Source organism: Arthrobacter sp. 1088 (assembly GCF_031455315.1).
Lineage (GTDB): Bacteria > Actinomycetota > Actinomycetes > Actinomycetales > Micrococcaceae > Arthrobacter.
Window position 1 is genome coordinate 405,382 of the sequence record NZ_JAVDSM010000001.1, and the last position, 26,101, is coordinate 431,482.

The window sequence follows — 26,101 nt, forward strand, 5'->3', positions numbered from 1 at the left end:
GGTTCCGGGGATTTTTTTGCGCTATGGCTCTGTGCTCTTCCGAAGTTCTGCGCTCTTCCGAAGCTCCGCGATCTCACGCCTTAGCGCTGCAATTTCAGTGACAAGGTCTGCCAATTCAGCGCGGACCGGTTCTTCGGCGGCTGCCGCTTTGGTTTCCGCGGCCGCCGCGACATCCTCCGCGTTTTCCTCGATTCGTTGCACCAGCCACGAGGCAATGGAGGCCGTCACGATACCCAGGACGGCAATCCCGCTCATCATGAGCGCTGCCGCCACGACCCTGCCGATGGGGGTGACGGGGTAGAGGTCTCCGTAGCCAACTGTGGTGATGGTGGTGATGGCCCACCATGCAGCGTCGCCGAACGTCAGGATCTTGGCGTCCGGCGCATTCTGCTCCACATCAAGCACTGCCAGGGCGCCGATGAGCACCAACATGGCGGCCGAGCCGGCAACGTATGTGGCCACGCGTCCGCGCAGGGTTTCCCCTACTGTGCGTTGCAGTACGGATAGGAGCGTGACCAGTCGAAGGAGCCGGAGCGGCCGAAAGAAGGGGAGCACCACGATGAGGAGTTCATGCAGGTTCCAGATGAACCATCGCCTTCGATCCTCGGCCAGCCAAAGGTTGGCGAAGTAGTCCAGCGCGAAGATCCCCCAGGTAATCCAGAGGATTATTTCGAAGGGAAGGCCGGCCGCGCCGTCCACGCGTCCTATGACCTGCCAGGCATATGCGGCGAGGAAAATCAGTGCCGTCGCCATGAGGGGCCATTCGACGAGGTCCCGGTATCGCGCTTGAGTCATACGGGAATCCTAGCCACAGCACCAATGCGCGCCACTGGGAAACGGGTCAGACGGTGGGAGTCTCCAGCCAGTATCCGTCCATGTGGTGAACCAGTTGCCGGCCCAAACCGCCCTTGAGCTGCACCCAGAGTGTGCTGCGGTCATCGGTCATGCCGTCGATGGTTCCTTCGATGCGGTTGCCCCGGGCGTCCCGGAGTACCACGTCCTGGTGCCGTGCGAGGTCGGGCCAGACGTCCGCGTGCGGCTTGGTAGTCAGAGTGCTCAAAGGGATCTCCCTGGTGGGTTGGTGTTTCCGGGTTTCAGATATTGTGCACGGGATGGATGAACTGGCGGTAAACGTTTGTGCAATCGTTGGACATAAAGCGTTGGATGTACTAACGCAGCATTGGGACTGTGTCCACCATGCGGCCGGCCTTCCCCCAGAAGTTACTCGCGGGTAACATTGCTTGCATGCATTTGCTTCTTCGCACCCTCATGCTGCTGTTCACTTCATCCAGGCGTTCGCCCTTGGGTGCTTGGGAAACGTCCTCATTGCCTCTGCGTGTTTTGCCGACGGACATCGACATCGCGATGCACGTGAACAACGGTATGTATTTCTCCTTGATGGACCTTGGCCGTTTCGACCTCATGGTTCGGAGCGGTATTTGGAGAAAGATGCGCAGGCGCGGCTGGAGTCCCGTTGCAGCGGGAGAGACCATCGCTTTCCGCAAGTCATTGCAACTGTGGCAGCGCTACTCCATCGAAACGCGCATCATTGGACTGGACACCAAAGCCATCTACTTTGAGCAGCGCATGGTGGTGGACGGAGAGATCTACGCCCGCGCCCACATCGCAACCCGCCTGGTGAATAAAGGGAAGCCGGTGACGCAGGAAGAGATTATTGCTGAGTTCGGTGCGCCACCGGCTGATCTGGAATTGCCGGAGTGGATCCATGAGTGGCGGGAAAACAATGCGCTCCCAGGGGCGCGCCGGCCAGCTCCGCATGTGTGGGCATAGGGGAACTCAAACACCGACGTCCCGCCGCTGGAGTGCAACCGCGCCCAGGACGATAAGCGCCGCAGAGATGCCAAGCAAGCCCGCTGCGGCTCCCCAATCAGCGCCGTTCGTCACGGGTGAATTGCCGTACGCCCAGTGGTAAGGCGAAAGGTTCAGCAGCCAGTCGACGTCGGGGCTTTGCCTCCCAACCGCGTTGAAGACATAACCGAGGACGGCGACGGCGGCACCCGCGGCAATCGCATAAACCTTCCGTCCCGTCAGCGCACCTACGCACAGCGCCGCTGTTCCGCTCAGCAATGCCAAAGCGGCAAACAGCACTACCGCGCCGAAGAGATGCCCGACGTCGATATCCAGTTTCGAGGGCCCGTTCAGCACGAGCACCAACAGGAAGACCACGGCCGAAAGGATCGCGACGCGCACCACGAGGGCCAGGGCGCGTTCAAGGACCACCTGGATCCGGGTCACGCTATGGGCCAAGGTCAATTCCAGGAGCCCAGACTCCTCGTCCGCGCCCACCGCAGCCGCGCCCCAGCCAACGGATGCCATGGACATCAGCAGGAAACCGATCAGACCGAACAGGGTGGCCTGTGTGTAGCCAGGTCCAGTGGCTATCTGGTCATAGTTCAGGGCCTTGGTCATCTCCTGGGGGAGTGCGTCGATCATTTGCTGCATTTGCGCGCTGCCCCCGATGGACGGATAGAGGGGCAGGTACAGCATGATCGCAGCCGTCAGCCCCAGGGCCCACGCGAGAGTGGACCGCCACGAATCAGTGAGGGCCTTGGTGAAGAGAGGGAGGAACTTAGGCATGGTGTGCTCCTTCCGTGTGGCTCACGGATTTGTGTCCGTTTCCGTTGCCGACGTAATGCCCCGTCCCCGCATAGTTCCCCGTGTAGAGAGTCAGAACGGCTTCCTCCAAATCCGGCTCCTCCAAGACGAGGTCTTTGAGGTTCAGCCGGGCCAGTTCCTGCACCAGTGGCTGGACCTGACCCGAAAGTGTCGCCGTTGCTTCGATCGCGGCTTCCGCTGCGCCGTCACCAGGAAGCTCCCGCAGCACAACATTGGCGACGCCCGGCACCCGCGCAAGCAGCGCGCCGAGGTCGTTCTTTTCTGCGCCGGCCGCGTTGAACCGCAACTGCCGTACGGCCGCGTTCCTCAAGGCCTCAACAGTGGAGATCGTTACGATGCCGCCGTCGCGGAGTATGGCTACGGCGTCGGCGGCCTGCTGGACCTCGCTCAGTACGTGAGAGCTGAGGAAGACCGTTGCGCCGTCGTCAACCACTTCGCGGATGAGTGCATGGAACTCCTGTTGGACCAGGGGATCCAGGCCGCTGGTTGGTTCATCGAGCACCAGGAGTTCGGGGCGGTGCATGAACGCCTGCAGGAGGCCGAGCTTCTGTTTGTTCCCTTTGGAGAGCTTTCGGGTTTGCCGGTCCAAATCCAGATCCAGCCGCTCTGCCAACTCGTTGACATATTTTGGCTCTACCGGGCCGCTGATGGCCGCGAAGTGTTCAAGCATGCGCCGGCCCGTGGTTCGGTTCTCCAAGTGGAGTTCCCCAGGGAGGTAACCGATCCTGCGGCGCAGCCCGGTTCCGGCGCGACGTGGATCCTGCCCCAACACTGAAATCGTTCCCGCGCTTGGCCGGATGATGTCCAGAAGGCAGCGCATGGTGGTGGTCTTGCCCGCTCCATTCGGTCCAATAACGCCGAAGACCGTTCCCGGTTCAACGGCGAAATCGAGTCCGTGGAGGACCTCGCGCTGGCCGAATTTCTTGCGCAACCCTTCGACGACGATTGCCTGGGTCACAGGGCATGCTCCCTTCCTTGGTTGTTGGCGTCTTGTTGCAGGGCGTCGCGGGCCGCTTCCAGGAACCGCGAATCCGCATAGAAGCCGTTGGTGTAGATGTCCAGCGCCGGGATGGTCAGTTGCCGCAGCAGTTCCGGTCCTATGCCGTGCGGTTCCGTTACGTCCGCTCCCAGCGCCCGTGAGAGGTGCCTGCCGAGCATGAGCATCGCGAGGCTGTTGGATGCAATAACGACGGCGGTGGACCGGACGTCGTTGAATTCGCGGATGGTGCCGGCCGCGATGCCGGCCTCGATAATGTCCTGCGTCTGGCGCACCACGGCGTCGAAGAATGCGTCGCCGGCCTCGGACTCGTCGCCCAGGGAGCGGCGAATGTAGGCGATCTCATCCGCGTACTGGTCCGGGTGGTTGAGGTAGTCCTGGATCAATTGACGGGCCGCGGCAGGGTCGGTTTTCTCCTTGCCCTGGCTGGCGGTCTGCGCGAGGACGTGCTGGTCGCAAGCTTCGCGCAGACCGGCCTTACTGCCGAAGTGGTGGATCACCAAGCCCGGGCTCACACCCGCCGCAGAGGCCACCGCCCGGACGGTGGCAGGACCGAAACCATCACGGCCGAACAGTCCAATAGCGGCATCGCGAATGCGAGCCCGGGTGGTCAGATCTTCTGCGGTTAAACGCATGTTTAATACACTAAACACCTGTTCAATCCGTATCAAGAGGCTGGGATTGAAAGGATCGCGGCTGCCTGGAACATAACGATGTGACACCAAACGCTGCGTCGCCGCTGCCTCAACTGCCGCCGTCGAACATACTGGCTTGACTGTCTTCGTGGGGGAGCAGTGACGGCGCCTGGGCGCCCGAAGATGCAGGGGTAGAGAAGTGGGTTGTACAGGGTCGGCTTCATCGTCGAAGAGAAGCAAAATTGCCGGGTCATTTGCGGCGCTGCTGGTGACCCTGGGCCTGCTCGGAACCGCTCTACCCGTGCAAGCCGCGCCATCGGGGAGCATCCAGGTTCAGGCCACCACGCCTCCCGTCACAGGCGCCATCGGCCAGCTTTACAGCACCAGCACCTGGGCCCGCAGCGTGCTGATCCGCCCCACGGCAGCGGAGGAATGCTCAAGCACAGGCTGCGTGCAACGCTTTGTCGGCGGCGATATCGCGTGGTCGCCCCGCACGGGGGCGCGCGTAGTGGTCGATGGACCAGTGCGCACCGCATGGTGGGAGGCCAACGGTCCTGCCGGCTATCACGGCTATCCCACAACAGACACTGCAAGCGGCTTGCGCAATGGAGGTTCCAAGCAAATCTTCGAACGCGGAGCGATCAGTTTCTCCCCGGCAACGGGTGCCCAACGCACAACGGGATCCATCCACTTGGCATGGGGGAGAGCGGGTTTTGAGGCAGGTTTCCTTGGGTACCCGGCCGGAAACGAACGCACCGGACTACCCGACGGCGGTGCCTACCAGGTCTTCGAACACGGCTTTGTTGTATGGTCGCCGGCGACGGGGGCACATCCCTCCATGGGCGCCATCCGTGAACGCTGGCGCCAATCCGGGCTGGAAAGCGGCGGGTTTGGCTACCCCATCACGGATGAAGCGACGGGACTGCGCAATGGTGGCTCGTCACAGCAGTACCAGCACGGAACCATCATCTGGTCGCCCTCGACCGGCGCGAGGGCCCTGACGGGAGCCATCAGGAGCTACTGGTCCGCGACTGGCGGCCAGAACGGTGCCCTGGGATATCCGGTCGGCGAGGAAAACCGGCAAAACGACTTCGTCTACCAACTCTTCCAGGGCGGCACGGTCTATTGGTCGGCGGCAACGGGTGCGCATTCCACCACGCACGGCGATGTCCACAACCGCTATGTGGCCCTGGGCGGAGCTGCCGGTCAATTGGGTTTGCCGCTCACGGACAAACTTCCGCGGGCCGGGGGCCTGGTGCAGCAGTTCGTCAACGGCTGGCTCGTCTGGGGGCCGGCCACTGGAGCGCGGATTGTGGGGCACTCCACATACAAAGTGTGGTCCATCAACCCGGGTGAGTTCGGTTGGCCGTTGCGTGACACCTGGACAGATGCAAGGGGCTCGCACGTCGCCTTCCAAAAGCTGGAAACCATCTGGAACGATTCCACGCAGGAGCTGTATTCAGCCGAAACAGTAGACGCCTCCACTGTGGTGTTCCTTGGCGACTCCCAGTTGGACCTGGATTCATGGGGCGAACAGGGTGCCCGGGCCGCTGGCTATACCCGCCAGGTGGTCCGGAGCATCGGTGGGATGGGATACGTTTCGGGGAGCCCCGCGGTTGGTGGCAACTCAGCGACGGATGCCGTGGTGCTGGACAGGATCCTTTTGCCCCAAGGGAACCCAGGTCTGGTGGTGGTGACTCTTGGCGGAAACGACGCCCGGATTTTTGCCACCGATGCCGCAATCCTGTCCCAGGCCAACCGGTTGTGGGATGAACTGCGCCGCAAATATCCCCGCAGTACGATCCTTGTCACTGGTGTTCTCTCCCGCTATGACGCCAGCCATTTCCAACGTCGATGGGTGGACGGGCTCTTGACCCGCGAAGCCGCTCTCCGGGGCTGGCCCCGCATCTCGATGGCGGGCACAGCAACTATCGCCGGGGCTACCTGGAACTACCTGGATGATGTGCACATGAACCAGACCGGGCACAACAAGGTGGCCCCGTTCTACGCGTCCGCGCTCAAATACGTCTTGGGCAAGTAGCCGTTTATTCCCGTTGACGCGGGAAGCGAACAACGCCCCTCTCCACGGGACTTAGCGGGCGGGGTCGCGTACCGTGGAAACATGGCTACAGTTGACATCACTGGAGAACAGTTCGCATCGACCATCGAAGGCAATGACATTGTCCTGGTGGATTTCTGGGCTGCCTGGTGCGGCCCGTGCCGCCAGTTTGCGCCCACTTACGGGGCAGCCTCGGAGAAACACCCCGATGTGTTCTTCGCGAAGGTGGACACCGAGGCTGAGCAGCAGCTCGCCGCCGAAGCCGGAATTACGTCGATCCCGACGCTCATGGCCTTCCGCGAGAAAGTGCTTGTCTTCTCCCAGCCGGGTGCCCTCAACGGCCAGCAGCTGGAGCAGGTCATCGAGGCCGTGAAGGGCCTGGACATGGAAGAAGTCCACGCGCACGTGGCCAAGGCACGTGCCGAGGCCCAGGAAAGCTAGACCAAACGCGGCGAAATCGCCGGAAACGCATCGAGGTCGCCGGGTAAATTCCGGCGACCTCGATGCGTTTCGGGCGTTTTCGCGTTCTTCCAGCAGTTTCGCGACGTGTAGAGCCTAGAGCCGTTCGAGCTGGACCGGCTCGGCAAGCAGCGCACTGAGGGATTCGTTCAAGTCCTGGACGGCAATGCCCTTGGAGTGCTTCTCCAAGGCCTCTTCAGACTCCCAGCGCTCTGTGAGCACCAGCTTCTCCTCGGTGGCTTCGGTCAGTTCATAACGGATGCAGCCGGGCTCGTTGACGACCTCGTCGATCGCGATTTCCAAGGCGAGCTTCACGCGGAAGAACTCGCCGTCGTTGGGGATGAACGTGGCCTGCAGGTCGATGGGTGCACTCATGGATCCAACCCTACCGGGAGGACACGGAAGCGATTGTCCACTTTACGGTTCTGTTGCGCGGACTGTCTTGGTAGCGTTCGGTCATGTTGTCCTACACCGCCGGAGACACTGACGTCCCGCTGCTTGAAGAGACCATCGGTGCCAATTTTGAACGCATCGCAGCACAGTTCCCGCTCAGGGACGCCCTGATCGAAGCAGCTGCCACACCCGGCGGCAACGCCCGTCGCTGGAGCTACGAAAAGCTTAACGACGACGTCGATCACCTCGCCCGCTCGCTCCTCGCCCTGGGCCTTGAGAAGGGTGAGCGCATTGGCATCTGGAGTCCGAACTGTGCCGAGTGGACCATCCTGCAGTACGCCACGGCAAAGATCGGGGCCGTGCTCGTCAACGTCAACCCGGCTTACCGCAGGCACGAGCTGGAGTTCGTAGTCAAGCAGAACGGCATGCGGATGCTTGTGGCCGCGCCCTCCGACAAGAACAGCGATTATGTGGGCATGGCCAGGGAGACCGCGGGTACGTGCCCCGAACTCAGGGAGATCGTTTTCCTCCCCGGAGACCCGGTTGTTGGCCTCTCAGCCGGTGTTCCCGAGGCCGGCCACGAACTGACGTACGCTCAACTCCTGACCCGGGCGGACGGCGTCGGGCCTTCTGCTCTACGGGACCGCATGGCCGAACTGGATCCGCACGATCCCATCAACCTTCAATACACATCGGGCACCACGGGCTTCCCGAAAGGTGCCACCCTTACGCACCACAACATCCTCAACAACGGCCACTCGATCGGCCGCCTCCTGGGATATACGGAACATGACCGCGTTGTGATTCCGGTCCCGTTCTACCACTGCTTCGGAATGGTGATCGGGAACCTGAATGCCCTGAGCTTCGGGGCAGCAACCATCATCCCAAGCAGGGGGTTCAACCCATCCGCGGCGTTGGAAGCCGTGCAGGACTTTGGCGGCACGTCGCTTTATGGCGTTCCCACCATGTTCATTGCCGAACTCGCGCTGCCCGACTTCGCCACGTTCGATCTCTCCACGCTCAGGACGGGCGTCATGGCGGGGTCGCTGTGTCCCATCGAGGTGATGCGCCGGGTCATCGATGAGATGCACATGGTGGACGTGGCCATTTGCTACGGCATGACTGAGACTTCGCCGGTATCCACCATGACCCGGGCGGGGGACACTTTGGAGCATCGGACCAGCACAGTGGGCACGACCATGCCGCACCTTGAGAGCCGGATCGTGGATCCGGGTACGGGTGAAGTGGTGGAGCGCGGCATCATCGGAGAACTGTGCACTCGCGGCTACGCGGTCATGCAGGGCTACTGGGGCCAGCCGGACAAGACGGCCGAAGCCATTGACGCTGAGGGCTGGATGCACACGGGCGACCTCGCTCGAATGGACGAGGACGGGTATCTGGTGATTGAAGGCCGGATCAAGGACATGGTGATCCGTGGTGGCGAGAACATCTATCCCCGGGAGATTGAGGAGTTCCTGTATCTGCATCCGTCCATCCAGGATGTGCAGGTAATCGGTGTTCCGGACGCCAAATACGGGGAGGAGCTGATGGCTTGCATCATCCTCAAACCCGGAGTCTCGACGCTCACGGAAGAGGACATCGCCGAGTACTGCCGTGGCAAACTGGCGCATTACAAAATCCCCCGGTATGTGGATGTTCGCGAGAGCTTCCCGATGACCGTCTCGGGCAAGGTCCGGAAGATAGATATGCGCCAGGAAGCCGTGTCCCGCCTGCACCTCTAGATGCAACGCGGGGTCACTTACGGCCCATGTTGACGACCTTCATGGGCCTTAAGTGACCCCGCGTTGCTGTCTTCGGTATCCGGGCTGTGGATAACTCCGTGCGGGCAGGGCCAAACCGACACACTGGAATGCATGGTCCGTATCAACCCTCTGCCCGACGAACTCCAGTACCGTGCTTTCACGACGTACGAGTCCCGCGAGCTCGGTATCCCAGCTAAAAGGCTCAGGGCAAAGGACATTTCCGACGGCGGACGGCTCATTCATCTGCCAACGGGACGTGAGATTGAACTGCTGGAACGGGCGCGGGTTCTGGCCGCCGCAACACCCGGGGCCTGGGTTTCCCACGAAACTGCCGCACTTCTCACGGGTTTGGGGCTTCCCCCTTGGATGGGCGGGGGAGATGCCATCCACCTGAGCAAACCGCACATCCTCCCGAGGGTCCGCCGTGGCGGGGTGACGGGCCACAGAGTGCGCGTCCACCCCGGTGAAGTCATGGATTTCGAGGGAATACCGGTTTCAGTTCGTCCTCGCACCTGGCTGGACTTGGCCAAGGACCTACCGCTGAACTATGTGATCGCGATGGGCGATCAGCTGATCCGTCGCCCTCGACCAGCCTTCGAATCACGGTCCGAACCCTATGCTTACCCCTCTGGTCTTCGGCTGTTAATTCGACAACACCCCAACCTCCAAGGTGTGGAGAAAGCCCGCCTTGCGCTGGACGAAATGAGGGTGGGTGCGGACTCGTATCCAGAAACATTCCTTCGTTTGGCCATGCGGGATGCCGGCCTTCCGGAACCTGAACTACAGCTGCAATTGGACCTGCTGGATCCGATGTCACCGAGGGCCGACCTCGGGTACCGGCGGTTTCGAATCGCTGTGCAGTACGACGGCGCCCATCACCTGACACGTGAACAGCAGTCCCGGGACAACCGGCGCGACGAGGCATTTCTCAGAGCGGGGTGGTCTTACTTCAAAGTCAATGCAGACGACCTTGCCGAAGGCTTCGCCGGGGTGATCTCCAGGATCAAGAGGGTATGACCCAACGCGGGGTCATTTACGGCCCTTTGGACGAGCAAACATGGGCCCTAAGTGACCCCGCGTTGCTTTAAAAGGTCAGTGGCCGCGGTGGTCCTGGACGGTCATCCGTGGGCCGAAGGTAGGCTTCCGGAAGCCGCTCAAGTACAGCATGCGGACCAGCCGCTGCCTTTGTCCGCGCCAAGGCTCCAGCAGCTCCAGCATGCCGGCGTCGTCGATCTTCCGTCCCAGCAACGCATAGCCCACGAACGACGCAAGATGGTAGTCGCCCACGGAGATTGAATCCGGGCAGCCGTGGGTTCTCTGGACCACTTCCGCGGCAGTCCAAACGCCGATTCCGGGAATGGTCTGCAGTTTGGCTCCGGCACGGGCTGGGTCCAGGCCGGCCAAACGTTCAAGCGCGACGGCGGACTGCAGCGCCCGCATCACCGTCGCCGAGCGTTGTGGCCCAACTCCCGCCTTATGCCATTCCCAGGACGGAACGGCCAACCATTGCCGGGCAGTGGGAGGTACGAGGAGCCCGGGAGGAGCCGCACTGCCGGGGGCTTTGGTTCCGAAACGGTACATCAAGTACCGGTAGCCACGCCTTGCCTCCAAGGTGGTGACCTTTTGCTCCAGAATGGTGGGCACAATGGAGTCAACCACCCGGCCCGTGGAGGGTAGCCGCAGAGCCAGGTTCCGGCGTCGTGCTTCAGTGACCAGGCGCGGGAGAGTTGCATGGAAGACGGGTTCGTCAAAAGCGGACCAATCATCGTCCGCGCCGAGCAGCCGTGGTACGCCGGCAATGGCGTGCTCTGCGCCGGGCCCCCAGGCCTGCGCATCGACAAATGATTCAGGTCCCGGGCCGCCTGCGGAAAGCCGCAGGGTGACTGCTCCTGAAGGAGTAGTGAAGGCCATCCAGAACCCGTTGGGATGGGCCGCGAAAGAGGGGTCGGCATTGCCCCGCATCAGGGGAAACATGGTTTGGTCGAGCCTGTAGGAGGCGCCGGGGTGCCATCGTATGGAAGCGTCTGCCGCGGCCGCAACAAGGGGCGGGGCGTCTGCAATGGTCATGTTTTCATCGTCCCACGGCTGGCTGACAATTCACTCCTGCAAGCCTCTTACGGCGGCCGCTTCCCGGGTCTAGACTCCCTGATGTGGCGCGGGTGGGCCGCGTCCGACCCCCAAAATCCAGGAGCGCAAACCATGGCCGGAATAGTGCATTTCGAGATTCCCACGGATGACAACGACAGGGCGAACACTTTTTACCAAAGTGCTTTCGGCTGGAATCTCAGCCCTATGCAGGAAATGGATTACACGATCGCCATCACTACTCCGTCCGATGAACAGACCGGCAGGCCCAAGGAACCCGGAGCCATCAATGGTGCCCTGTTCCCCCGAACGGACAACCTGAAAAATCCCATCCTCACCATAGACGTGGATGATGTGGATGCTGCCCTCGGCCAGGTGGAATCCGCGGGTGGCTCCATCGTTCAAGGTAAGGACGCCGTCCCCGGCATGGGCTGGTACGCGTACTTCAAAGACACCGAGGGCAACATCCTGGGCCTCTGGCAAACGGACTCCTCTGCCGGGAAGTGATGCTCCGCACGTGGGGCACGGCGGGGCGGACTACGGGCAGGCGGTAACTTTGTACCTATGAAGTACGCCCAGTCTGTGTTGGACCTCATCGGCAATACGCCGCTCATCAAGCTCAACCACGTAACGGACGGGATCAAAGCCACCGTCCTGGTCAAGCTCGAGTACGTCAATCCCGGCGGATCCATCAAGGACCGCATCGCCGTGAAGATGATCGAAGAAGCGGAAAAGGACGGGCGGCTGCAGCCGGGCGGAACCATCGTTGAGCCGACGTCGGGGAACACCGGAGTCGGCTTGGCGCTCGTAGCGCAGCAAAAGGGCTACAAATGCGTCTTCGTGGTGCCTGACAAGGTGGGCGAGGACAAACGGGCGGTCCTGGCCGCGTACGGCGCGGAAGTCGTGGTGACGCCCACAGCTGTTGCCCCCGACAGCCCGCAAAGCTACTACGGTGTCTCAGACCGCCTGGTCAAGGAAATTCCCGGTGCCTTCAAGCCTGACCAGTTCTCCAATCCAGCAGCCCCGGACAGCCACTTCGAGTCAACAGGACCGGAGATCTGGCGCGATACCGACGGCAGGGTGACGCACGTCGTCATAGGCGCTGGAACGGGCGGCACCATCACCGGCACGGGCCGCTTCCTCAAGGAAGTTTCGGCAGACCGTCCCGCGTCCGACGGCGGCCGGGTCAAGGTCATCGGCGCGGACCCCGAGGGCTCTGTGTACTCGGGCGGCACTGGGCGCCCGTACTTCGTTGAAGGCGTTGGCGAGGACATGTGGCCAGCGAATTACGACAAAACCGTCCCGGACCAGGTCATTGCCGTTTCGGATGCCGATTCGTTCGCCATGACCCGCCGCCTGGCACGTGAGGAGGGCCTCCTGGTGGGTGGCTCCTCCGGCATGGCCGTGGTCGCTGCACTGGAGGCCGCCAAGGACCTGGACGAGTCCGCGGTGGTTGTGGTGATTCTCCCCGATTCGGGCCGCGGCTATCTTGCCAAGATCTTCAACGATCAATGGATGCGCTCCTACGGTTTCCTTTCCGGCGGCGAAGAGTCATCCGTGGGCGAGGTGCTGAAGTCCAAGACAGGAGAGATGCCGGACCTGGTCCACATCCACCCGAACGAGACTGTTCGGGACGTCATCAACATCATGAACGAGTTCGGCGTCTCACACATCCCGGTCCTCTCGCAGGAACCGCCCGTAGTGATGGGCGAGGTCCTGGGCGCCGTTGATGAGCGCAGCCTCACTACCAAACTGTTCCGTGGCGAAGCCAAACTCACGGACAAGATCTCGGAACACATGGGGGAGCGCCTGCCCGTTATCGGATCCCTTGAGACCATTTCCGCGGCACGCGAGCTCTTGTCCGACGTCGATACTGTGATGGTCACGTTCGTTGGGGCGCCAGTGGGCATCCTGACTCGCCACGACCTTCTGGCTTACCTGAGCAACTGAGCGCCACGCGCCCACTTCCAACTGTTGAACACTGAAAGAGGAGCTTCCATGTCCGTCAACAACAACGCCGGGTTCAACACGAGGGCCGTCCACGCGGGCCAGGCCTTCGAACCCCGGACAGGCGCTGTGGTGCCGCCTCTGCACTTCAGTTCAACCTACGCCCAGGACGGGATCGGCGGCCTGCGGTCCGGCTACGAATATGGCCGCGGCGGCAACCCCACCCGCGACTCCCTGCAAGAACAGCTGGCTGCCCTCGAGGGTGGTTCCGCCGCGTTCTCGTTCAGCTCCGGCCTTGCTGCCGAAGACTCGCTGATCCGGGCTGCGGCCCGCCCCGGGGACCACATCGTCCTGGGCAACGACGCCTATGGTGGCACGTACCGCCTGATCGACCGTGTGCTCGGCGACTGGGGCATTGGCAACACTCCCGTTGACATGTCCGATCTCGATGCTGTGGCACGTGCTGTCGCAGCGAACAAGACGCGCATGGTGTGGGTGGAAACCCCGTCCAACCCCTTGATGAAGATCACCGATATTGCCGCGCTCGCCGCCGTCGCGCACGACGCCGGTGCCCTCCTGGTGGTCGACAACACCTTCGCGTCCCCCTACTTGCAGACCCCGCTGGACCTGGGTGCCGACGTCGTTATCCATTCCACTACCAAGTACATCGGTGGCCACTCGGACGTGGTGGGCGGCGCGATCGTCGTCAACGATGCCGAGCTCGCCGAGAAGATCGGTTTCATCCAGTTCGCTGTTGGTGCCGTTTCGGGACCGATGGATGCTTTCCTCACCACGCGTGGCCTGAAGACCTTGGGCGTGCGCATGGACCGGCACAGCGAGAATGGACAAGCTGTAGCCGAATGGCTGCTGCAGCGTCCCGAAGTTGAAGCCGTGCTCTACCCGGGCCTCCCGGACCACCCTGGCCACGAACTCGCTGCCAAGCAGATGAAGAAGTTCGGCGGCATGGTCTCTGTCCAGTTCAAGGGCGGTGAGGCGGCAGCGCGTACGGTTGCCGAATCCACGTCGATTTTCACCCTGGCCGAATCGCTGGGCGGAATCGAATCCCTCATGAACTACCCCTCGGAGATGACGCACGCATCCGTCAAGGGAACCGAACTGGCCGTCCCCGTGAACCTCTTGCGCCTCTCCTGCGGCATCGAGGAGTCTGAGGATCTCATCGCGGACCTTGAGCAGGCCTTCGCCAAGATCAGCAACGGCTGACACTGTGGCTTCTTCTTCACCCACGGTTGTTTCGGCTGCCCAGCGAGGCTGGATCCTGACCGTCGCAGGCGTGCTGACCCTCGCCGTCGCCGTTTGGTTCCTCTACACGGACTACCAGCCGTTCCTGAACGACTTCGAGGTCTATTTCTACGGCGGCGGCAAGGTTCTCGAAGGCGGGGATCTCTACGCTGTGCGCGATGGCCTTCCGTTTACTTACCCGCCGTTTGCGGCCCTGCTCTTTGCCGGCCTCGCAGCAATGGGTTTCTTCGCCAGCAGCATGGTCTTCATCATCGCGGCCCTGGCTGGCGCCGCAGTGGTGGCAGCCTGGTTGGCACGGCACTACTTCGGCGTGAAGACGTGGCGTTCAGCATTCGCCGACTATCGCTTCAGGACCACGGCTTTGGTGGGAACGGGAGCCATCCTGCTTCTGGGCCCGTGGCGGGACACGTTCGTTTTCGGCCAGATCAACATCATCCTCATGGGCGTGATCCTGGCGGACTTCGCGCTCTACGGTAAGGCGCGGGCGGGCCTGATCCGGTGGCCTGCAGGACTGTTGATCGGCCTGGCCGCAGGCGTGAAGCTCACGCCGCTGGCATTCGGACTGTATTTCCTGGTCCGCCGGGACTTCAAGGCCCTTGGATGGATGGCCGCTGGATTCTTCGGGTCCATCACCATCGCGTGGGCCATCCTCCCGCAAGCATCCCTGGCATTCTGGACCCGGATCCTCCCCGATACCGGGCGCATCGGCGGTCCGGCCTACGTGGACAACCTGTCCGTCAAGGGGCTGCTCCTGCACTTCGGCATGCCGGATTCCACTCTCACCAGCGTGGTGTGGATGATTCTTTCCCTGGTTCTGGCGGCCCTTGCAGCAAAGGTCATTAAGTGGGCCGTGGATGTTGACGAGAACTTCATCGCGGTCTCGGCCACGGCCATCCTGATGCTCCTGATCAGTCCCGTCTCCTGGTCCCACCACTGGGTCTGGGTGGCAGTAGCCCTGCCGAGCATGGCCTTCGCGATGCATCGGGTGCCGTCCCGCAGCGGGCGCATGCGGACGGCAGGGTGGATCATCGTGGCCTGTTCCACGGTTGCTTTCTATATGACGCCGAAGAACCTTGCCGTCTGGGCCGGTGCTGCCGAGTGGGGCAAGGACCCGCAGACGCAATGGCAGTTGATGGTGTCAAGCCTCGGTGTGGTGTGCGGAATCGCGCTGCTGGTGTACTGGGCCCTGGCTTACCGGCCTTCGCGCACGGGCCTCGTTCCAACCGGGATGCCCGCTGGGCGCGTGGCTTCCTGACTCTTTTTGCCGCGGGGATCTGCGCCGAGCATAGCTTTCTTTAGAAAAGTCATGTAGTTTGTCCACATGCCCTTACGATCCGACTGGTCCGCCCGCACGTGCAGCCTGGCCCGCGGCCTGGATGTCCTCGGTGATCCATGGGGGAGCTTGGTCCTGAGGGAGATCTTCTTCGGAAACGGCCGCTTCGACGCGATTAAGCAGCGCCTGGAAGTCGCAGACAACGTTCTCAGCAAACGTCTTGGATGGCTGCTCGAGGCGGGGCTGCTGGCGCAACGCCCCTACCAGGATGGTGCCCGAACCCGTCAGGAATATGTGCTGACACCCAAGGGCGAGGACGCTCTTCCCGTCCTCAACGCCATCATCATCTGGGCAGAGAAACACCTGGACGCCCCCAATGAGGTGTCCCATATGCGGGTGGTCCACACTGACTGCGGACAAGTCACAGCCTCGGCCGACACCTGCACCCACTGTGGCGTCCATCTGACAGCTGCCAACACGAGCTGGCATAGCTTCACACGCAGCGACCATCCACTGCCCCTGGCCGTAGCACCCGTATCAACAACTTCCCCCGAAACGGAGATCTCCGCATGACCGCTCCCGACGTCACCGGAACTCCGGCAACCTCTGCAAGTGTCCCCACCGGCAAGCGACCCACGGGCACCAAACCTGGCCGTCGACCCAGCCGCAGGCTGCACCCTGCCTGGATCGTGGCCGCCGTAGCATTCCTCGCCCTGGTTGGTGCGGCCGGCTTCAGGGCCGCGCCCGGAGTGCTGATGGTCCCGCTGCAGCAGGAATTCGGCTGGTCCACCACAGTGTTGTCCCTTGCGGTAAGCATCAACCTCGTCCTGTTCGGTCTGACGGCCCCCTTCGCCGCGGCCTTGATGGAACGCTTCGGCATACGCAAAGTCACCGCGCTAGCGCTTTGCCTGATTGGCCTGGGCTCAGCGCTAACTGTGTTGGTGAACCAGTCCTGGCAGATCCTGCTCACGTGGGGCGTGCTGATTGGCCTCGGAACGGGATCCATGGCCCTCGTCTTCGCAGCCACCATCGCCAACACCTGGTTCGCCAAGAGCCGTGGCTTGGTGATCGGCATCCTGACCGCCGGCAGCGCCGCTGGCCAGCTTGTCTTCCTGCCCTTCATCGCCGCCCTGGCGCAGAACCCGGGCTGGCGGGGCGCGTCGCTGCTCATCGCCGCAGGGGCGCTCGCAGTTGTGCCACTGGTCCTGAGGTGGCTGCGGAACTCACCCGCCGACGTCGGGGTGTTGCCTTACGGTGCGGAAGCACCTGGCGCCAGTCCCGCCGGTTCAAAGACCACGACGCCGGGTGTTGCAGTTGCGTCGACGGCTTCCGCAGCAGCCAAGCCGGATTCGGCGAACGCGGCTGTCCGGGCATTGCAGGTCCTTAAGCGTGCCAGCAAAGTCCGCACGTTCTGGGCGTTGGCGGCGGGCTTCGCTATTTGTGGAGCGACAACCAACGGGCTCATCGGCACACACTTCATTCCCTCAGCTCACGATCACGGGATGCCCGAAACCACAGCGGCGGGTCTGCTGGCCGTCGTCGGGATCTTCGACATCGTGGGGACCATCGCATCCGGTTGGCTGACGGACCGTTTCAACCCCAAGGTGCTGCTGGCCGTGTACTACCAGTTCCGGGGGATCGGGCTTCTGGTGCTTCCTCTGCTGCTGGGCTCATCCGTGGAACCGAGCATGATCATCTTCGTTGTGGTCTACGGCTTGGACTGGGTGGCGACGGTGCCTCCGACCGCGGCCATCTGCCGCTCGGTGTTCGGCGCCGATGGCTCAGTGGTTTTCGGCTGGGTGTTCGCGGCGCATCAACTCGGAGCGGCTGCCGCCGCACTGGCTGCTGGTTTCATCCGCGATGCCACCGGCCACTACAACTACGCGTGGCTGGGCGCGGCCGCAATGTGCACGGTGGCTGCAGTGATCAGCGCAACCATCCGCAAGGATGCGGCACGGAAGCAACCCGTGGCCGTCGCCGACGCGCCTGCCGCCCCAACCAACTAGGTCGCAGCTGATGCCGTTTTGGGGCGCCAAAACGGCATCAGCTGCTACCTACTTGGGTGCTCAGCCGCGGAAGGCGGCGATTCCCGTGATGTGCTGCCCAAGGATGAGGGTGTGAACCTCGTCAGTGCCCTCATAGGTGCGCACTGATTCGAGGTTGTTGGCATGCCGCAGCGGCGAATAATCCAGGGTGACTCCGTTGCCGCCCAGGATAGTCCGGGCCTCCCGGGCGATCTTGATGGCCTCCCGGACGTTGTTGAGCTTGCCCACGGAGATCTGATGGGGCTGAAGGTGTCCGGCGTCTTTCAGGCGGCCAAGGTGCAGGGCGAGCATGGTTCCCTTTTGGATCTCCAGGAGCATGTTCACGAGCTTCTCCTGCGTCAATTGGTATCCAGCGAGTGGTCGCCCGAACTGGAGCCGGCTGCCGGCATACTCCAAGGCGGCCTCATAGGAGTCGCGTGCTGCGCCCATCGCTCCCCACGCGATGCCGTACCGGGCCTCGTTCAGGCAGGAGAACGGTCCACGAAGCCCGACGGCACCCGGGAGGATTGCCTCCGGACCCAGCCTTACGCCGTCGAACTCTATGTCGCATTGGATTGATGCGCGCATGGAGAGTTTCGGTTCGATCGGCGTGGCCGTTACGCCCGGCGTGCCCGCGGGTACCAGGAAGCCGCGGATGCCGTCGTCTGTTTGGGCCCACACCACCATGACATCGGCAATTGAGGCGAGTCCGATCCAGCGCTTGGCGCCGTTGAGGACCCAGCCGTCGGAGGTCTCCCGAGCGAAAGTGGCCATCGAAGAAGGATCCGAACCGGCCGTCGGCTCCGTCAACGCAAAGCAGCCGATCAGTTCACCGGCAGCCATCCGTGGCAGCCACTGTTCTTTCTGCTCCTCCGAGCCCCACTTGTGAATGGCCGTCATCGCGAGCGAGCCCTGCACTGAGACAAAGGTCCGGATCCCGGAATCGCCGGCCTCCAGTTCCATGGCTGCCAGACCATATTCGACGGCGGTGCGTCCGGGGCAGCCGTAACCCTCCAGATGCATTCCCAGGACGCCAAGCTCGCCCAACTCCGGCACGATCTCCTGCGGAAAGACTGCGTCCTCATACCAGCGCGCGATGTTCGGCCGGATCCGCTGCGTGGTGTAATCCCGCACTTTCTCGCGGAGGGCCAGCTCTTCGCTGGTCAACAGGGAATCAAGGGCCAGCACATCCGAGGTGTTCGTCGTTGAATCGCTCATTCCAGCATCCTAAGTGGCTGGATGCACGCAGTGGACGGACGCACCGCGCCGCCCAGCCGGGTCCGGCCGCCGTCGGGCGTTTAAGTAGTATGTATTCCGGGAGCCACTGGGATCCCCACTGCACAAAGAAAATATTGGGGGACAAAGACATGGCACTGCCCGGCGTCGATTTACAGGCTAAGGCGGAAGCCGGGAAGTCTGCATCCACCGCATCACAAACACTCCGTTGGCTCCCGTGGGCGCTCTTGATCTGGCCCGTGTGGCTGATGCTTGCTGGCTGGAGTAAGGAGGGCCTGGACTTCAGTGTCTACTGGTTCGGCGGAAGCATCCTCAACGAGGCCGGTGCCTCGCCCTCGGACTTGTACGGCCCAAGTGTTGCCGCCGCCGGAGGACCGGATCTTCCCTTTACCTATCCGCCGTTCGCAGCGCTCATCTTTGGCTTGTTGGCACTCTGGCCGCAACCCGCCGCGCTGATGCTGTTCAACGTGGCCGGCGTAGCGATTGCCGGCTGGGTTGCCGCCACCATAGTGAAGTACTGGGCCTCCAAGCACGACTGGCGAACTGCATTGTCATCCGCCCGTGCCCGCTGGATTGCCGGGGCGCTGTTTCTGGCTGTCCTGTTCCTTGGTCCGTGGCGCGAGACGCTGGCGTTCGGCCAGATCAACATCCTGCTCATGGGCTTGATGGCTGTCGACTTGCTGGGCGCCTCCGGGCGTCGGGGGTTCCGTGGCAGCGGCTTCCTGGTCGGCATAGCGGCGGGTATCAAGCTCACGCCCCTTGTCTTTGGCCTGTACTTCCTGATGCGTAAGGACTGGCGTGGACTGGCCAACATGTCCATCGGTTTCGCCGGTACCGTCCTCGTGGCGTGGGTGGTTCGGCCGGCTGAGTCGCTGCAGTTCTGGCTGGAGATACTCCCTGACACGTCCCGGATCGGCGGCGCCGGCTACGTGGACAACCTCTCGATAAAGGGCGCGTTGCTGCATTTCGGCGTGCCGCAGGATTCAGTGACCGTTCCCTGGCTAGCGCTCAGCCTTGGCACGGTGGTGCTCGCGGCCTTCCTGATCCGGGCGGCCAGCTTGCAAGGAGCCCGCGTCATTGCAATATCGACGACGGCACTGACCATGCTGCTCATCAGCCCCGTCTCGTGGTCCCACCACTGGGTCTGGATGGCAATCGTTCTGCCGGCCTTCGCCTGGACCATCAAGGAAACTCCGGGCCGGTACAGGGCGCAGAGAATTCTGATGACTGCTGTGCTGGCCGTTTCCACGCTGGTCTTCTTTTATTCTCCAAAGACCATCGGCACGGCTCTGGGTGCCGCGGACCTCAACGTCCAGACGCCGGGGCTCTGGATCATGGCATCGAGCGCAGGGGTGTTCTGTGCCGTGGTGATCCTGGTCTGTTGGCTCCTGGCGCTGCGGCGGGATGCCGTCCTGCCGGATGGCGTGCCTGCCCGGCTCCACCAGTGGGCCATGGCACGGCGCTGAACGCAGGCTACTCGCCGCGCACCAGCCCGACCTCGGTGTGTTCACCGGTGAAGAAGCCACGCGTGGCAGGTGCGAAACGGCACACGATGGCCAGCACCACACCCAGGAGCAGAAGCAGGACGCCGCTGACAAAGGCTCCGCCGATCCCAAAGATCTGCGTATCACCGTATTCCGGATCCCACATTTGCACCGCTGAAATGAAGAACGCCACGGTCAGCGACACCGCGCCCAGGAAGGGCAGGATGCCGCGGAACCACAGGTTACGGGCAGAATCCCGAAGCGTTGAGCGGAAGAACCACACGCACGCGAAACCGGTCAGGGCGTAGTAGAACGCGATGAACAGGCTGATGGCACTGATGGAGTCCGCCAGCAGGTCCTCGCTGAGGAAGCTCATGGCCACGTAGTACGCCACGGCAGCCACACCCATCACCTGGGTTGAGAAACCCGGTGTCTGGAACCGTGGGTGGACCTTGCCAAACCGCGCCGGCAGGGCACCGTGCACGCCCATGGACAGCGTTCCCCGGGCTGTGGGGAGGATGGTGGTCTGCGTTGAGGACAGGACCGATGCCAGCACAGCCACCACGATCAGCCAACCCCAGGGACCCAGCACTACGTCCTTCATGGCCAGGAAGACGTCATCCTGGTTGGCTTCATTGCCCAAGCCAATGCCTTCGGTCCCGACACTCGCGTACATCATGACCAGCAGCGCCACGGAGACGTAGATTGCCACCAGGACGAACGCCGAGATAACGGCACCCCGGCCTGGAGTCTTCGCAGGGTTTTCCGTCTCTTCGTTCAGGGCCAGGCAGGTGTCCCAGCCCCAGTAGATGAACAGGGCCAGCAGGACCCCATGAACTACGGCGCTGGGATCGGCGAACGCACCCGCGGGGTTGAACCACTCAAGGCCGAAAGGCTGGACGGTGGGGCTGCTGTCGGCTGTTCCAGGCGCGCCACCGGCGATCCCAACAATAATGGCCACCGCAAAGATGCCCAGGGAGATGTACTGGATGTAAGTCAGGGTCCGCTGGACGTGCTCGCCAAGCCGTATCCCGCGGTGGTTCACGTAGGTCATGAAGGCGATGAACAAGACCCCGGTGGCGGTGACCAACCACGTGTTCCCTGCCAGGGAGCCGTCGCCGACCAGCAACCACAGGTACTTCCCGGCAATTTGGGCCAGGTTGGCGAGGACCACGATCCCGGCCAAAGCCACGCCCCAGCCGCCCAGCCAGGCCGCCCACGGCCCAAAGGCTTTGCGGGCCCAGAAGAACGTGGTGCCACAGTCAGGGAGCGCACTGTTCAACTCGCGGAACGCGTAGGCGATGAACAGCACCGGGATGAAGCCAAGGACCAGGATCAGGGGCGTGTAGTTCCCATTGACGGCAACAATGAGCCCCAGCGTAGCGGCCAGCGAATACACCGGTGCCGTGGATGCCAAACCGAGCATGACGGAGTCGCCAAGGTCCAGGATCCCTGCATGGAGGCCTTTGGAAGGTACGACGACGGTACGGTCGCCGCCCGCTGAACCGCCGTCCGGCGTCGAAATTTCAGTGCTCAAAGTGCAGCTCCATAAGAAGTAGTGGTGGGCGCGGCAGGCGCCGGGGCATCAATGGTGTTGGGAACGAAGCGGCAGAAATAGTCTGTGATGGGGCCATCGGATTCACGGATGCCGCAGCCCACGGACTCGCCGTCCACGACCCACAGACCAAGCACCGGATGGTTTCCGTCGAAGTCGGGGAGAGCGTGGTACTGCTGGAAGCACCAGCCTTCGCGGCCATAGCCGCCGGGCTGCTGCAACTCGATGCCGGGGGCATGGATACGGATGTTGTCGCCCTCGCGGCCATGAAGGGGCTTGGCCACCCATTCCTTGAGCGGGCCAGGATCGCCAAGGTAGGCCGGCAGCAGGTTCCCGTGGCCGGGGTAGAGGTGCCACAGGGCAGCCAGCAGGGCTTTGTTGGAGAGCAGCATCTTCCACGCCGGCTCTACCCACCGGGGGTTATGCGCCCGCGTCAGCAGACGGTGTCCGAAAGGTTCCTTCATCATCAGTTCCCACGGGTACAGCTTGAACATGGTGCTGATCATGAAATTGTCCAGGTCCACAAAGCGGTTCAGGTTCGGGTCCCAACCGATATCCGACATATTGATGCCGATGGTCGTCCACCCACCCTGGCTCGCCACATCCCGCATGTAGGCGGCAGTCATCCAGTCCTCGCCGGACTCTTCGGCCTCCGAATGAGCCACATGCAGTGTGCTCATCCCGGTGCGGAACTGCAGCTTTTTCCATTGCCGGATCAGCGCCTCATGGATACCGTTCCACTGGTCCTTTTCCGGAAACACATCCTGCAGCCAGAACCACTGGGCAACGGAGGCTTCAATAAGGCCTGTGGGCGTGTCGGCGTTGTACTCCAGCATCTTCGCCGGCCCGCCCTTGCCGTCATAGATGAAGTCGAAGCGCCCATAGATATCCATGTCCCCGGCCTGCAACGACTCACCGGCAAGCTCCAGCGCCTGTTGGCCGATGCCAATATCTCCCATGGCCCCGGTGGCGAGGAACTTTGCCGCTTCCAGGCACATGAGGTGCATGTCCTCGGCAGTCTTCTCGAGCGTCTCCACCTCGTCCATGGTGAATTCGTAGTACGCCGACTCGTTCCAGTACTCGATTTTGCGGCCATCGGGCATGGTGGTGGTCGAAAAGACCAGGCCCTGTTCTTCGATCTTCTTTTTCCAGTCCGGCCTGGGCTCGGAGGGCAAACGCCGCACGCCTAACCTCCCGAGCTTCCGCCGCTTTTGGAGCTGCTGCCAAAACCGCCACGGCTGACTGTGCCGCCCTTGGTGCTGTAGCCCGTCGACGTCTTGGCGCCTTGTGGAACTGTCTTCGTGTAGCTCGGGTAGGAGTTGCGGTTCTGTCCCACAGCGGGCACGCTGGCTCCCCGCGAGTAGAAGTACCAGGCGTAGATGGCGGAACCGCGGCCATCCGAGCTGCTGTTGTTGCACTGGGAATCGTCCACGCGCTCGCCGGTTTCATCGTTGAAACAGACCTGCGCGTAGTCAGCCTCTTGTTCGCTGCTGGCGACCACGGCCGTGATGGTTCCGGCCAGAAGGGCCGTCACGCCCAGACCCACGACGACGGTGCGGCGCCGGGAGCGCTTCTTCCGGGCCTCGGCTTGGGCTGCTTCGCGTTCACGTTCCTTGGCGAACGGGTCAATGATGGGGAGCGGATGGCCTGGCGCTGGCTTGGAAGGGCCGGGCTGGGATGCGCCGGGCTTGGAAGAGCCTGGCTGGGATGTGCCGGGTTGGGATGCGCCAGGAGCTTTGTCCGTGTCGTCATTGGCTGGAGGGATCAGCTCGGGATGGAGCTCGGGTTTGGGCACCTGCCACGGCGGTGGCTTGGGCGGATTCTTGCCCGCGTCCGGGCCTTGGCCACCACCTGCAGCACCGCTGCCTGACGCGCCGTTTCCTGACGCGCCGTTTCCTGAAGCGCCGCTGCCTGCGGCGCCTTCGTTCGGGTCCATGTATATCCCCCTGGATAGACCGTTGGATTGTCCGGCGCCATGCCGGACCAGATGCTGAAAGCAAGCCTAGTCCTTGAGCGGGGCGCGGGCACTGCTGTCATCCGAAGGTGGGCAGAACTGCCCATCTTGCCAACCGTGGAAGGATGTAGCCATGCCAGCTCCTGAAGCACAAAGCAGCGACTCCGACGCCGTTCTGCTGCGCCTTCCCGCTGTTCGGGGCATCGGCCGTGGACGCGTTGTAACGGGCCTTGTCCTTGCCTTGCTGTTGCCGCCGGGCGTCGAAGTCATGGTCACCGTTTTGGGCTTCCGAAACTTCGCCATGATCATGCTCCTTCAGCTGGCAGCGGCCGTGGCCGTTGCCGCAATCGGAGGCCTGTGGCCCGCCGTGGTCGCGGCGGTCCTGGGTAGTTTCCTGCTGAACTATTTTTCCGCCGAACCCGTGGGCTCCCTGTCCATCGCTGATCCAACCACCCTGTTTACCCTGGTGGTTTTCCTGGCCGTGGCTTGCGGCGTTGCGCTCGCGGTGGGACTGGCAAGCCGCAGGGCCCAGGAGGCTGCGAGGTCCGAGGCCGAGGCCACTGCCTTGAGCGAGTTGGCACTGCGCATCCTCAGCTCTGACGGCAGCCTTGAATCCTTCCTGGAGAAAGTCCGCGGAAATCTCGGCATGGAGGCTGTGACGCTCTTGGGATCGCCGGGACCGGACAGCGTCACAGTGCCGGGAGCACCGCCGCAGTGGCGGATTCTTGCGAGCGCCGGCCCCAATCCGCCGGTGACCCATGCTGCCGCGGACCATGCCGCCGTCGTCGATCCCCACTACACGCTGTTGTTGCGCGGTGGTGCGCTGTCCTCCCAACACCAGCGTCTGCTGGCGGCCTTCGGAGCGTTTGTGGTGGCTGTGCGTGAGCGGCAGCAGCTGGTCAAGAGCCGGCGGGACAACCTTCGCCTGGCCGAGGGAAACAAGATGCGGACGTCTATCCTTCGCGCCGTTTCCCATGATTTGAGGACGCCGTTGGCCGGAATCAAACTGGCTGTGAGCAGCTTGCGGCAGGAAGAGGTCCAGTTCCCTCCGGACGTGGAGAAGGAGTTGTTGGAGACGATCGAGAATTATGCCGACCGCCTTGACCATTTGGTGGACAACCTGCTGGATATGTCGCGCATTACCGCCGATGCCGTGAACCCTTTGCTCGCGGGCACCACCTGGACCGAAATATTGCCCGAGGCACTTCGCGGGATCCCGAAGGATCGGATACGCAGCGAGTTGCAACCCAACCTGCCGCCCGTAACAGCCGACGCCGGCATGTTGGAGAGCGTCGTTGCGAACATCGTTGAAAACGCGGTGAAGTACGCACCTGGTTCGGACGTTGTCCTGACTGCGCGTGCGGGTGCCGGGATAACGGTGGGGGACAAGCCTGCCAGCGAACTGAGGATCGTGGACCATGGCAGCGGGGTGGGACACAACGAGGTGCTTGAGATGTTCCAGCCCTTCCAGCGGCTTGGCGATTCGCCGGCCCCGGCAGGCGGCGCGGGCGGTGGAATCGGGTTGGGACTTGCGGTGGCCAAAGGCTTCACGGAAGCCATGGGCGGCACGCTCATGGCGGAGCCGACGCCAGGTGGCGGCTTGACCATGGTGGTTACGTTGCCGCTGTGGACCGGTCATGGGGGAGGCAGGGCATGACCCGTGTGCTGATAGTTGAGGACGAAGCCCAGATCGCACGGGCCATGCAGGTCACCCTGCAGGCCCACGGGTACCAGGCAATGACCGTTGGAAACGGCGCCGATGCCTTGAACGCCGTGGCGAGACAAAGCGTGAACATTGTTGTGCTGGATCTTGGATTGCCGGACATGGACGGGGTGGAGATCATCCGCCGCATCCGTGGGTGGAGCAGCATGCCCATCATCGTGCTGTCCGCCCGGCATGCCTCGGAGGACAAAGTTGAAGCGCTCGACGCCGGTGCGGACGACTACGTGACCAAGCCCTTCGGACTGGATGAGCTGCTTGCGCGGCTTCGGGTTGCCTCGCGCCGGGTCCTTACCGATCGGGAGGAACCTACCTTGGCGACGTCGGACTTCATGGTGGACCTGGCGGGCAAGAAGATCGTGAAGGACGGGTCAGAGGTGAGGCTGACGCCCACCGAGTGGAACATCCTGGAGTTGTTGGTCCGGAACAAGGGGAAGCTGGTGAGCCAGCAGCAGATCCTGACCCAGGTCTGGGGTCAGGCCTATGCCAAGGAGACGCAATATCTGCGGGTGTATATTGCCCAGTTGCGGCGAAAGCTGGAGCGGGACCCGGCCGCGCCGCGGCACCTGCACACTGAAGCGGGAATGGGTTACCGGTTTGATCCTTAATCCGGTTCCCCG

25 protein-coding genes are annotated in these 26,101 nt (G+C 62.7%); 14 read left to right on the top strand and 11 right to left on the bottom strand.

Going from position 1 to position 26,101, the window contains the following annotated elements:
* Positions 1-21: 21 nt before the first annotated feature.
* Complete coding sequence (locus tag J2Y41_RS01795) at positions 22-795, bottom strand: ion channel (RefSeq protein ID WP_309925660.1); 774 nt, start codon at positions 793-795, stop codon at positions 22-24.
* A gap of 46 nt (positions 796-841) precedes the next feature.
* Positions 842-1,060, bottom strand: a complete 219-nt coding sequence (locus J2Y41_RS01800; protein ID WP_224088422.1) for a hypothetical protein — start codon at positions 1,058-1,060, stop codon at positions 842-844.
* Between the two features lie 185 nt (positions 1,061-1,245).
* Between J2Y41_RS01800 and J2Y41_RS01805 the strand changes: the two genes are divergently transcribed.
* Complete coding sequence (locus J2Y41_RS01805) at positions 1,246-1,791, top strand: thioesterase family protein (RefSeq protein WP_224088421.1); 546 nt, start codon at positions 1,246-1,248, stop codon at positions 1,789-1,791.
* A 6-nt stretch (positions 1,792-1,797) separates the two neighbouring features.
* Here J2Y41_RS01805 and J2Y41_RS01810 read toward each other — a convergent pair whose 3' ends face one another.
* The 3 genes from J2Y41_RS01810 to J2Y41_RS01820 are packed head-to-tail and all read right to left on the bottom strand — an operon-like array spanning position 1,798 to position 4,269.
* Complete coding sequence (locus J2Y41_RS01810; protein WP_224088420.1) at positions 1,798-2,598, bottom strand: ABC transporter permease subunit; 801 nt, start codon at positions 2,596-2,598, stop codon at positions 1,798-1,800.
* Positions 2,591-3,595 carry an ABC transporter ATP-binding protein gene (locus J2Y41_RS01815; protein WP_309925663.1) on the bottom strand — a complete coding sequence of 335 codons (1,005 nt, stop codon included), beginning with the start codon at positions 3,593-3,595 and terminating at the stop codon, positions 2,591-2,593. Before J2Y41_RS01815 ends, J2Y41_RS01810 begins: the two co-directional genes overlap by 8 nt.
* The gene (locus J2Y41_RS01820) at positions 3,592-4,269 is read right to left on the bottom strand and encodes a TetR family transcriptional regulator (RefSeq protein ID WP_309925665.1); all 678 of its coding nucleotides are present in this window, start codon (positions 4,267-4,269) and stop codon (positions 3,592-3,594) included. Before J2Y41_RS01820 ends, J2Y41_RS01815 begins: the two co-directional genes overlap by 4 nt.
* Positions 4,270-4,537: 268 nt before the next feature.
* Between J2Y41_RS01820 and J2Y41_RS01825 the strand changes: the two genes are divergently transcribed.
* On the top strand, positions 4,538-6,310 hold the full coding sequence (locus tag J2Y41_RS01825) for a GDSL-type esterase/lipase family protein (RefSeq protein ID WP_309925667.1): 1,773 nt from the start codon (positions 4,538-4,540) through the stop codon (positions 6,308-6,310).
* Between the two features lie 81 nt (positions 6,311-6,391).
* Entirely contained in the window at positions 6,392-6,769 is a 378-nt protein-coding gene (locus tag J2Y41_RS01830) for a co-chaperone YbbN (RefSeq protein ID WP_224088415.1), read from the top strand.
* Positions 6,770-6,883: 114 nt separating this feature from the next.
* Here J2Y41_RS01830 and J2Y41_RS01835 read toward each other — a convergent pair whose 3' ends face one another.
* Positions 6,884-7,162 carry a putative quinol monooxygenase gene (locus J2Y41_RS01835; protein WP_224088414.1) on the bottom strand — a complete coding sequence of 93 codons (279 nt, stop codon included), beginning with the start codon at positions 7,160-7,162 and terminating at the stop codon, positions 6,884-6,886.
* Positions 7,163-7,245: 83 nt separating this feature from the next.
* Between J2Y41_RS01835 and J2Y41_RS01840 the strand changes: the two genes are divergently transcribed.
* Both J2Y41_RS01840 and J2Y41_RS01845 read left to right on the top strand, forming a co-directional pair.
* Positions 7,246-8,922: an AMP-binding protein gene (locus J2Y41_RS01840; RefSeq protein WP_309925673.1), complete on the top strand. Its 1,677-nt coding sequence runs from the start codon at positions 7,246-7,248 to the stop codon at positions 8,920-8,922.
* A 132-nt stretch (positions 8,923-9,054) separates the two neighbouring features.
* Positions 9,055-9,960: a hypothetical protein gene (locus tag J2Y41_RS01845; RefSeq protein WP_309925676.1), complete on the top strand. Its 906-nt coding sequence runs from the start codon at positions 9,055-9,057 to the stop codon at positions 9,958-9,960.
* A 75-nt stretch (positions 9,961-10,035) separates the two neighbouring features.
* Here J2Y41_RS01845 and J2Y41_RS01850 read toward each other — a convergent pair whose 3' ends face one another.
* Positions 10,036-11,010, bottom strand: a complete 975-nt coding sequence (locus J2Y41_RS01850; RefSeq protein ID WP_309925678.1) for a 3-methyladenine DNA glycosylase — start codon at positions 11,008-11,010, stop codon at positions 10,036-10,038.
* 132 nt (positions 11,011-11,142) lie between these two features.
* On the opposite strand from J2Y41_RS01850, the gene J2Y41_RS01855 reads away from it, so the two are divergent.
* The 6 genes from J2Y41_RS01855 (at position 11,143) to J2Y41_RS01880 (ending at position 17,514) form a co-directional block, all read left to right on the top strand.
* Positions 11,143-11,535 (top strand): VOC family protein, encoded by a 393-nt coding sequence (locus J2Y41_RS01855; RefSeq protein WP_224088406.1) that lies wholly within the window; start codon positions 11,143-11,145, stop codon positions 11,533-11,535.
* A 57-nt stretch (positions 11,536-11,592) separates the two neighbouring features.
* Positions 11,593-12,978 (top strand): cystathionine beta-synthase, encoded by a 1,386-nt coding sequence (locus J2Y41_RS01860; RefSeq protein WP_309925682.1) that lies wholly within the window; start codon positions 11,593-11,595, stop codon positions 12,976-12,978.
* Between the two features lie 48 nt (positions 12,979-13,026).
* Positions 13,027-14,196, top strand: coding sequence for a cystathionine gamma-synthase (locus J2Y41_RS01865; RefSeq protein ID WP_309925684.1), 1,170 nt, complete (start codon positions 13,027-13,029; stop codon positions 14,194-14,196).
* Between the two features lie 4 nt (positions 14,197-14,200).
* Positions 14,201-15,490 (top strand): glycosyltransferase 87 family protein, encoded by a 1,290-nt coding sequence (locus J2Y41_RS01870; protein WP_309925685.1) that lies wholly within the window; start codon positions 14,201-14,203, stop codon positions 15,488-15,490.
* A gap of 66 nt (positions 15,491-15,556) precedes the next feature.
* The gene (locus tag J2Y41_RS01875) at positions 15,557-16,081 is read left to right on the top strand and encodes a helix-turn-helix domain-containing protein (RefSeq protein ID WP_309925686.1); all 525 of its coding nucleotides are present in this window, start codon (positions 15,557-15,559) and stop codon (positions 16,079-16,081) included.
* Positions 16,078-17,514: an MFS transporter gene (locus J2Y41_RS01880; protein ID WP_309925688.1), complete on the top strand. Its 1,437-nt coding sequence runs from the start codon at positions 16,078-16,080 to the stop codon at positions 17,512-17,514. Before J2Y41_RS01875 ends, J2Y41_RS01880 begins: the two co-directional genes overlap by 4 nt.
* A gap of 60 nt (positions 17,515-17,574) precedes the next feature.
* Here the strand turns inward: J2Y41_RS01880 and J2Y41_RS01885 are convergent, their stop codons facing one another.
* The gene (locus J2Y41_RS01885) at positions 17,575-18,750 is read right to left on the bottom strand and encodes an acyl-CoA dehydrogenase family protein (protein ID WP_309925693.1); all 1,176 of its coding nucleotides are present in this window, start codon (positions 18,748-18,750) and stop codon (positions 17,575-17,577) included.
* A gap of 149 nt (positions 18,751-18,899) precedes the next feature.
* Here J2Y41_RS01885 and J2Y41_RS01890 point away from each other — a divergent pair, with 149 nt between their 5' ends.
* Positions 18,900-20,234 carry a glycosyltransferase 87 family protein gene (locus tag J2Y41_RS01890; protein ID WP_309925696.1) on the top strand — a complete coding sequence of 445 codons (1,335 nt, stop codon included), beginning with the start codon at positions 18,900-18,902 and terminating at the stop codon, positions 20,232-20,234.
* Between the two features lie 7 nt (positions 20,235-20,241).
* Here J2Y41_RS01890 and J2Y41_RS01895 read toward each other — a convergent pair whose 3' ends face one another.
* From J2Y41_RS01895 to J2Y41_RS01905, 3 genes are read right to left on the bottom strand one after another with little or no spacing between them, the layout of a single operon-like run.
* Positions 20,242-21,789 (bottom strand): APC family permease, encoded by a 1,548-nt coding sequence (locus J2Y41_RS01895; RefSeq protein WP_309925698.1) that lies wholly within the window; start codon positions 21,787-21,789, stop codon positions 20,242-20,244.
* Complete coding sequence (locus tag J2Y41_RS01900; protein WP_309925700.1) at positions 21,786-22,991, bottom strand: glutathionylspermidine synthase family protein; 1,206 nt, start codon at positions 22,989-22,991, stop codon at positions 21,786-21,788. Before J2Y41_RS01900 ends, J2Y41_RS01895 begins: the two co-directional genes overlap by 4 nt.
* A 2-nt stretch (positions 22,992-22,993) precedes the next feature.
* A complete protein-coding gene (locus tag J2Y41_RS01905; RefSeq protein WP_309925702.1) occupies positions 22,994-23,743 on the bottom strand; it encodes a Tat pathway signal protein in 750 nt (249 codons plus the stop codon).
* A gap of 151 nt (positions 23,744-23,894) precedes the next feature.
* Here J2Y41_RS01905 and J2Y41_RS01910 point away from each other — a divergent pair, with 151 nt between their 5' ends.
* Positions 23,895-25,418, top strand: coding sequence for a DUF4118 domain-containing protein (locus J2Y41_RS01910; protein WP_224088393.1), 1,524 nt, complete (start codon positions 23,895-23,897; stop codon positions 25,416-25,418).
* Positions 25,415-26,089, top strand: a complete 675-nt coding sequence (locus tag J2Y41_RS01915) for a response regulator (protein ID WP_224165039.1) — start codon at positions 25,415-25,417, stop codon at positions 26,087-26,089. Before J2Y41_RS01910 ends, J2Y41_RS01915 begins: the two co-directional genes overlap by 4 nt.
* The last annotated feature ends 12 nt before the right edge of the window (positions 26,090-26,101 follow it).

Excerpts from the sequence above, each read along its gene's own strand:
- J2Y41_RS01795 (WP_309925660.1), bottom strand. The coding sequence starts at position 795 with ATGACTCAAGCGCGATACCGGGACCTCGTCGAATGGCCCCTCATGGCG.
- J2Y41_RS01805 (WP_224088421.1), top strand. The coding sequence starts at position 1,246 with ATGCATTTGCTTCTTCGCACCCTCATGCTGCTGTTCACTTCATCCAGG.
- J2Y41_RS01810 (WP_224088420.1), bottom strand. The coding sequence starts at position 2,598 with ATGCCTAAGTTCCTCCCTCTCTTCACCAAGGCCCTCACTGATTCGTGG.
- J2Y41_RS01820 (WP_309925665.1), bottom strand. The coding sequence starts at position 4,269 with ATGCGTTTAACCGCAGAAGATCTGACCACCCGGGCTCGCATTCGCGAT.
- J2Y41_RS01830 (WP_224088415.1), top strand. The coding sequence starts at position 6,392 with ATGGCTACAGTTGACATCACTGGAGAACAGTTCGCATCGACCATCGAA.
- J2Y41_RS01835 (WP_224088414.1), bottom strand. The coding sequence starts at position 7,162 with ATGAGTGCACCCATCGACCTGCAGGCCACGTTCATCCCCAACGACGGC.
- J2Y41_RS01840 (WP_309925673.1), top strand. The coding sequence starts at position 7,246 with ATGTTGTCCTACACCGCCGGAGACACTGACGTCCCGCTGCTTGAAGAG.
- J2Y41_RS01845 (WP_309925676.1), top strand. The coding sequence starts at position 9,055 with ATGGTCCGTATCAACCCTCTGCCCGACGAACTCCAGTACCGTGCTTTC.
- J2Y41_RS01850 (WP_309925678.1), bottom strand. The coding sequence starts at position 11,010 with ATGACCATTGCAGACGCCCCGCCCCTTGTTGCGGCCGCGGCAGACGCT.
- J2Y41_RS01855 (WP_224088406.1), top strand. The coding sequence starts at position 11,143 with ATGGCCGGAATAGTGCATTTCGAGATTCCCACGGATGACAACGACAGG.
- J2Y41_RS01860 (WP_309925682.1), top strand. The coding sequence starts at position 11,593 with ATGAAGTACGCCCAGTCTGTGTTGGACCTCATCGGCAATACGCCGCTC.
- J2Y41_RS01865 (WP_309925684.1), top strand. The coding sequence starts at position 13,027 with ATGTCCGTCAACAACAACGCCGGGTTCAACACGAGGGCCGTCCACGCG.
- J2Y41_RS01875 (WP_309925686.1), top strand. The coding sequence starts at position 15,557 with ATGCCCTTACGATCCGACTGGTCCGCCCGCACGTGCAGCCTGGCCCGC.
- J2Y41_RS01880 (WP_309925688.1), top strand. The coding sequence starts at position 16,078 with ATGACCGCTCCCGACGTCACCGGAACTCCGGCAACCTCTGCAAGTGTC.
- J2Y41_RS01885 (WP_309925693.1), bottom strand. The coding sequence starts at position 18,750 with ATGAGCGATTCAACGACGAACACCTCGGATGTGCTGGCCCTTGATTCC.
- J2Y41_RS01890 (WP_309925696.1), top strand. The coding sequence starts at position 18,900 with ATGGCACTGCCCGGCGTCGATTTACAGGCTAAGGCGGAAGCCGGGAAG.
- J2Y41_RS01905 (WP_309925702.1), bottom strand. The coding sequence starts at position 23,743 with ATGGACCCGAACGAAGGCGCCGCAGGCAGCGGCGCTTCAGGAAACGGC.
- J2Y41_RS01910 (WP_224088393.1), top strand. The coding sequence starts at position 23,895 with ATGCCAGCTCCTGAAGCACAAAGCAGCGACTCCGACGCCGTTCTGCTG.
- J2Y41_RS01915 (WP_224165039.1), top strand. The coding sequence starts at position 25,415 with ATGACCCGTGTGCTGATAGTTGAGGACGAAGCCCAGATCGCACGGGCC.